General features: G+C 56.2%; 1 protein-coding gene. It reads right to left on the minus strand.

Annotated elements, in window-relative coordinates:
- Positions 1 to 224 (minus strand): hypothetical protein (locus tag HJV72_RS19110; RefSeq protein ID WP_330619063.1); only part of this gene is annotated, 224 nt, incomplete at both ends.

The following is a 224-nucleotide window of genomic DNA, read 5'->3' on the forward strand; positions in this document are numbered from 1 at the left end:
TGACCGACTCGGCGGCGGACATCTCGTCGTCAGTCGCCTCCACATCGGCAGGCGGGGTAAAGGTCACGTCTACGCCGCCGCGGATGTCGATGCCCCATCGGATGCTGTCAACGCCCTTGATGATGATGTTTTCCACATCGCCATACCGGGTGCTGATGCCCGCTATTGCGGTATAAGCCAGCAACACGATGAGTGCAAAGACAACGAAAAATGTGATTTTTCCT

Origin of the sequence: Extibacter sp. GGCC_0201, from assembly GCF_017566055.1 — a bacterium.
Lineage (GTDB): Bacteria > Bacillota > Clostridia > Lachnospirales > Lachnospiraceae > Extibacter.